Here is a 5,408-nt window from a genome sequence, read left to right as displayed (position 1 = left end):
CGCGGAGAGGTCGGCGGCTCGGGACGAAGCGTTACCGCAGCAAACCCTGCTGCTGCAGCCAAGTCTTGGCAACCTCGCGCGGGTCTTTGCGCTGCAGATCAACCTCGGCGTTGAGTTCCTGTAAGTCCTGCGTCTTCAGCTTCGCTGAAATGCCGTCGAGGGCAGTCCGGATCGTTGGCGTGAGCGCTTTGGTGTTCACCACCGGGACGACGTTGTCAGCGGTCTGCAGCTTCTTGTCGTCGTCCAGCAGAACCAGGTTGTAGGCCGCAACCGAACCCGAGGATGAGAAGACCAAGCCGAGTTGAATCTTGTCCTGGAGCAGGGCTTGAACCGTCAGCGGTCCACCTGAGTCGAGGCTGACGAAACTGGCGAACTTGATGCCATAGGTCTTCTTCAACCCCGGCTCGCACGCTGGTCGAGTTGGACACTCGGCGCCTGCACCAAGGACCACGGAGTTGCGCTGCGAGAACGTACCCATCTGCGACAACGTCTTGAGATTGTGTTTCTTGGCGTACTGCGTCGTGACGGCGAAGGCATTCTGGTCCTGCGCGGCAGCCGGAGTGAGGATGGACAGACCTCGCGGTTCGGCAAGTGCCCGGCCAGCCTTGAGCGTCGATTCGACGTCGCTCGAGGCGACCGGCGTCGCGTTTGGGCCGTTGACTTTTGCGTTGAGGAACTCCGTGAAGGTTCCCAGGTAGTCCGGGGTGATCTGGAGTTGTCCGCTCTCAAGCGCAGGCTCGACAATCTCTCGAGTCGTCAGTTCTTTGACCTGCGCATCGACGCCGGCGTTCTCCAGCACCAGCAGGTACATGTTGGCCAGGATGCGGCTCTCGGTGAAGTTCGTCGAGCCAATCTGAAGACCTGTCCCACTGAGCCCGCAGCTGGCGACCACACCGGTAACCACGAGTAGGCCAGCGACGGCGGCACTGATCTTGGTCCACCAGGCGCGGCGGGTCGCTGTCGTACTCATGAGGTCTCCGCCAGCATCGTGTCCCGCATCCGCAATCCCTTCGGCGTCGCCCGACGTTGCAGGAATGCCAGGACAACCTCGGTCATGATTGCCAGTAGGGCTGTCAGGATCGCGCCGGCAATGAGCAGGGTGTCGTCTTGAATCGCGAAGCCTTCGACCACATACGCACCTAGCCCACCGCCGCCAACCAACGCCGCCAAGGATGCCGTCGCGACGACCTGAACCGTCGCTGTTCGGATGCCAGCAGCGATAAGCGGCACAGCGTTGGGAAGCTCGACTTTGCGGAGCATCAGCATTCCGCTGAAACCCATGCCCCGGGCGGCGCCACGGATCTCCTCATCGATATCGCGAACCCCGATGTAGGAGTTGGTCAGCAGCGGGGGGATGGCGAAGACGATGAGCGCCAGGATCGCGGCCGTGTTGCCGACACCAACGGGAGCCCAGGCGGCAAAGATCACCAGCACGCCGAAGGTCGGAATCGCCCGACCGATATTGCCGACGTTGATCGCCAGGACACCACCCTTCTGCTTGTGCCCCAGAAAGATTCCCAGCGGCAAGGCGATGACCAGTGCCACGGCCATGGCGATGCCGGAGATCGCCAACTGCTGCCAGAACCGCACCGGGATGCCGTTTGGCCCGCTCCAGTGCGCTGGATCGGTGAACCATTCCCACAAGCTCATGCGGACCCCCGAACTGTCCGGGTCCACGGTGTGAGCAGCCGCTCAACCAATTGCAGCAGCCCTTCCAACACGACTGCGAGCAGCACGCACGCGATCGTTGCGGTCATGATTTGCGCGTGCCAGAAGTTCTGCAGGAAGCCGCTGTAGATCAGCGACCCAAAGCCGCCGTAGCCCACCAATGCGCCAATCGTGACCAGCCCCACGGTCGTCACTGTGGCGATTCGGACACCAGCCAGGATTGTCGGCGTGGCCAGTGGAACCTCGACTCGGGTGAGGATCCGCACCTTGCTGTAGCCCATCCCGCGGGCTGCATCAACCGCATCCGATGGGACGCCTTTGAGTCCGACCACGGAGTTGCGCAACACCACCAAGAACGCATACAGCGCCAACGCAACAACGACCGTCCAGGGAGACAGACCAAATACCGGCCATAGCACCGAGATCAGCGCGAGCGAAGGAATTGTGTAAAGCACACCGCCGAGCGCCAGGACAGGAGCCTCCAAACGCGGGTAGCGTCTAACCAGCAGTGCAAGTGGAAAGGCGACGACCATCGCCAACAGCACTGAGGTGAGCGTCAGCAAGATGTGCTGCTGACCGGCTTCAAGCAGTTGAGTGGTGTGTGATGTGACATACGACCAGCTGAACCAGGGATTCGGCGCAGGCTCAACGGTGGCACCGGCAGCCATCAAAGCAGCGCTGAAGGGAGGCACGCGATGAACGCTACTACTAGCAACGAGCCGATGATTACCTTTGAAGGTGCCTCAAAGACCTATCCCGATGGAACAGTTGCAGTCCACCCGCTGGATCTGCAGGTGAACAAGGGCGAGGTCTGCGTCCTCGTTGGGGCGTCGGGTTGTGGCAAGACCACCACCATGCGGATGATCAACCGTCTGCAGGAGCCGACCACCGGCCGCGTGCTGGTGGATGGCCGCGACGTCATGACCGTGCCACTGCGCGAGCTTCGGCTGGGCATGGGTTACGTCATTCAGCAGATCGGCCTATTCCCGCACCAGACCGTCCGCAGGAACATCGCGACGGTCTGCAACCTGCTCAAGTGGGACAAGAAACGGGTCGACGATCGCGTTGACGAGATGCTCGAACTCGTCGGGCTACCGGCGGAGGAGTTCGGCAACCGATACCCCCACCAGCTGTCCGGCGGCCAACGGCAGCGCGTCGGCGTTGCCCGCGGACTCGCCGCCGATCCCCCAGTGCTGTTGATGGACGAGCCATTCGGCGCGGTGGATCCCATCGCTCGGGCTCGCCTGCAGGACCAGTTCCTCGCGTTACAGGAGCGGGTCCGCAAGACCGTCGTCATCGTCACGCACGACATCGACGAGGCCGTCCGTCTCGGCGACCGGATCGCGGTCATGCGCCCGGGTGGTTACCTGGAGCAATACGCCGCGCCAGCCGAGGTGCTGGCCAACCCGGCGACGCCGTTCGTCGCCGAGTTCACCGGCACGGATCGCTCGCTCAAACTGCTGGCCGTCACCCCAGTGGAGTCAGGGGAACTCGAGGCCGCCGGGCCGGAAGCATCGTCGCTGGACAACGTCCCCGCGGACTGTTCCCTGCGCGAGGCCCTCGCGGTGTTGCTCGATTCGCCCGTGGGTCGCGTGTCGGTCGGAGATCCGGCAAACCCGGACGGCGTCCTTACGATGGACGGCGTGTTCCGGGCTCTGCGTATCTCGACCGATGACCTACCGTCGTCGTCGGTTGCATAGATCGCTCGGCGAGTAACTCGTCTGTCGCTTCCGGGTCGACTGCGCCCGGATCGCTTGCGGTGCCTGGTCGATCGCCATCCATGCGCCGATGGACACGCAGTTTGCGTGACGACGGTGACCGCGAGACCAACAGCCGCAGCACAGCCGCCAGACAGGTCAAACCGATCAACGACAGTGCCGCGATTCGATAGACGCGATTGCTGACGTCAGTTCCGCCGAGCCCGGCATGAATCGCACCAAGCAGCGCGACTGCCCACGCCGACATGTGGATGGCACGCCAGGTGCGCAGACTCATCTTGCGGCGCGCGAATGACGAGAGTTCGATCAGGATCAACAAGTAGAAGCCGACGATCCCGAATGCGACCGCCCACGGCTTCCACGCCGATGCGAACGGCACCAGTGCATCACTGACGCTGAAGGGCACAACCGGGTCGAACAACAGCGCGCCGACGTGAACGACCAGGACCGCGAACGCGAGTCCGCCAAGCATCCGATGGAGGTCGAGCACCCACCCCGGTCGATCTCGATCGCGCAAGATTCCAGTTGAGAGCACCACCCCCCAAATGACCGCGACGGTGATGAGGACCCAACCGACGATTCCGGACGCCCTGGATAGGTACCAGAACAGATGTTCGTTGACATTCACCGTCATTGCGCTACCTCCAGGTAGTTCCACCAGGTGCTGGTGCAGTGGGGCAAGTCGTCGACCCCATCAGTCCACGTGGATGCTGCTACCGCGCGCTGGTTTAACGCGCTCAAACCAGCTGTCCGACCGAGCACGAATGGCAGCTTGGTCATCGCCTCTGCCCAGGCAGCGGTTCCGGCAACGACGGACACGGTGGTTACTGAGTTGCGGCTGGCATCAGCCAGGTACGGGTTGATGAGGTCATGACGCAAACGGGGGACGCGCTGCGCGGTGCCACTACCGAGTTGTTGCCGGGTCAAGCGACAGGAAGTTGCCACGCCACCGTCGCGCAGAACGACGACAGATTGATCGGCCGCCAAAGTGATCCGCCAGGCGTCGCCTCGGGGAGGACGGCCCATCACCCGCAGGTCTCCGCCGATGTCAACGAGCACCCCGATGGCGCCGCCATCCATCACTTGCTGAGCAACCCAGTCCGCGGCAAGACCCTTGCCGAGTCCACCGGAGTCCAGCGTGGTTCCGAACGGAAGTACCACGTCACCGGTTTCCTCGAAGACGACTACGTCCCCTGGCCTGCCGGGTGCAACCACGTGGGCCGGTAATGCGGTGACCAGCTCCGGATTGCGGCGCGAACGCGCGTAGCCGCCGGCGAGCAGGAGCGGTAACAGGGTCGGGTCAAATGCCCCGGCCGTAGCCCGCCACGCCTCAACGAGCGCGCGGACGAGCGCCACCGTGTCGGAACTGACGTGGACTGGGCGTCCGGTCGAACGGTTCAGTTCAGAGATCTCTGAATCCGCCCGGAACCGACTCCACTTTGCGTCGAGGTCTTGCACGCGGGCGACTGCCCGACGACTCAACAGTTCGACGCCAGCAGGTGACTCCCCTGGCTCGGCCACAACCGTGAGATTGCATTCGCACCCCATCGCGACGAACCCGACCTGTTGGAACACTCGGGCAGCCTCGGTGGTAGCGCTGTCAGTGCGAACCACGGCTCGATCCGTTGCTGCCGCCAGAGCTAGTCGAGCCGGAACTCGTCGAGCCGGAACTCGTTGAGCCGGTCGAACCGCCGCTACTACTCGAACCGCCCGAGGAGTTCCCGCCTGAGCCTCCGGACGAGTAGCCACCTGATGACGACCCACCAGAGGAATAGTTGCCGCTCGAACCTGAACCGCCGGCGGAATTGCTGTTGGTCGACCCTGAACTGGCGCCATACGAGGAGGCAGCACTCCAGGATTGCTGCAAGCGCTTCTTGCGGGCCGCGCGTTTTCTTGCGGCCTTGCGCTTCGCCGCCCGGGCCTCGGCGCGTGCCTTGGACTTGGCAGCTCGGGCCGCCGCGTCCGCTCCGGGCAAGGCGGCCGGAACAACGACCGAACCATCCTGCCCTGTGACAGCGGACC

General features: G+C 63.5%; 7 protein-coding genes. 1 reads left to right on the top strand and 6 read right to left on the bottom strand.

Annotation, left to right across the window (positions count from 1 at the left end; all coding sequences use genetic code 11):
* Positions 1–31: 31 nt before the first annotated feature.
* Genes KAZ48_09735 through KAZ48_09725 form a run of 3 tightly spaced genes read right to left on the bottom strand, consistent with a single transcriptional unit; the run spans position 32 to position 2,360 of the window.
* The gene (locus KAZ48_09735; GenBank protein MBP7973070.1) at positions 32–970 is read right to left on the bottom strand and encodes an ABC transporter substrate-binding protein; all 939 of its coding nucleotides are present in this window, start codon (positions 968–970) and stop codon (positions 32–34) included.
* Entirely contained in the window at positions 967–1,650 is a 684-nt protein-coding gene (locus tag KAZ48_09730; GenBank protein MBP7973069.1) for an ABC transporter permease, read from the bottom strand. Before KAZ48_09730 ends, KAZ48_09735 begins: the two co-directional genes overlap by 4 nt.
* The gene (locus KAZ48_09725; GenBank protein MBP7973068.1) at positions 1,647–2,360 is read right to left on the bottom strand and encodes an ABC transporter permease; all 714 of its coding nucleotides are present in this window, start codon (positions 2,358–2,360) and stop codon (positions 1,647–1,649) included. Before KAZ48_09725 ends, KAZ48_09730 begins: the two co-directional genes overlap by 4 nt.
* Before the next feature lie 30 nt (positions 2,361–2,390).
* Between KAZ48_09725 and KAZ48_09720 the strand changes: the two genes are divergently transcribed.
* Positions 2,391–3,368, top strand: coding sequence for an ABC transporter ATP-binding protein (locus tag KAZ48_09720; GenBank protein ID MBP7973067.1), 978 nt, complete (start codon positions 2,391–2,393; stop codon positions 3,366–3,368).
* Here the strand turns inward: KAZ48_09720 and KAZ48_09715 are convergent.
* The 3 genes from KAZ48_09715 to KAZ48_09705 form a co-directional block, all read right to left on the bottom strand.
* On the bottom strand, positions 3,298–4,020 hold the full coding sequence (locus KAZ48_09715) for a ferric reductase-like transmembrane domain-containing protein (GenBank protein ID MBP7973066.1): 723 nt from the start codon (positions 4,018–4,020) through the stop codon (positions 3,298–3,300). The two genes, KAZ48_09720 and KAZ48_09715, sit on opposite strands and share 71 nt — an antisense overlap.
* Entirely contained in the window at positions 4,017–5,000 is a 984-nt protein-coding gene (locus tag KAZ48_09710) for an FAD:protein FMN transferase (GenBank protein MBP7973065.1), read from the bottom strand. Before KAZ48_09710 ends, KAZ48_09715 begins: the two co-directional genes overlap by 4 nt.
* Positions 4,987–5,408 (bottom strand): hypothetical protein (locus tag KAZ48_09705; GenBank protein ID MBP7973064.1); only part of this gene is annotated, 422 nt, incomplete at its 5' end. The genes KAZ48_09705 and KAZ48_09710, both read right to left, overlap by 14 nt.

The organism is Candidatus Nanopelagicales bacterium, assembly GCA_018003655.1.
Lineage (GTDB): Bacteria > Actinomycetota > Actinomycetes > S36-B12 > UBA10799 > JAGNDY01.
This window is presented reverse-complemented; position numbering and strand designations above follow the sequence as displayed.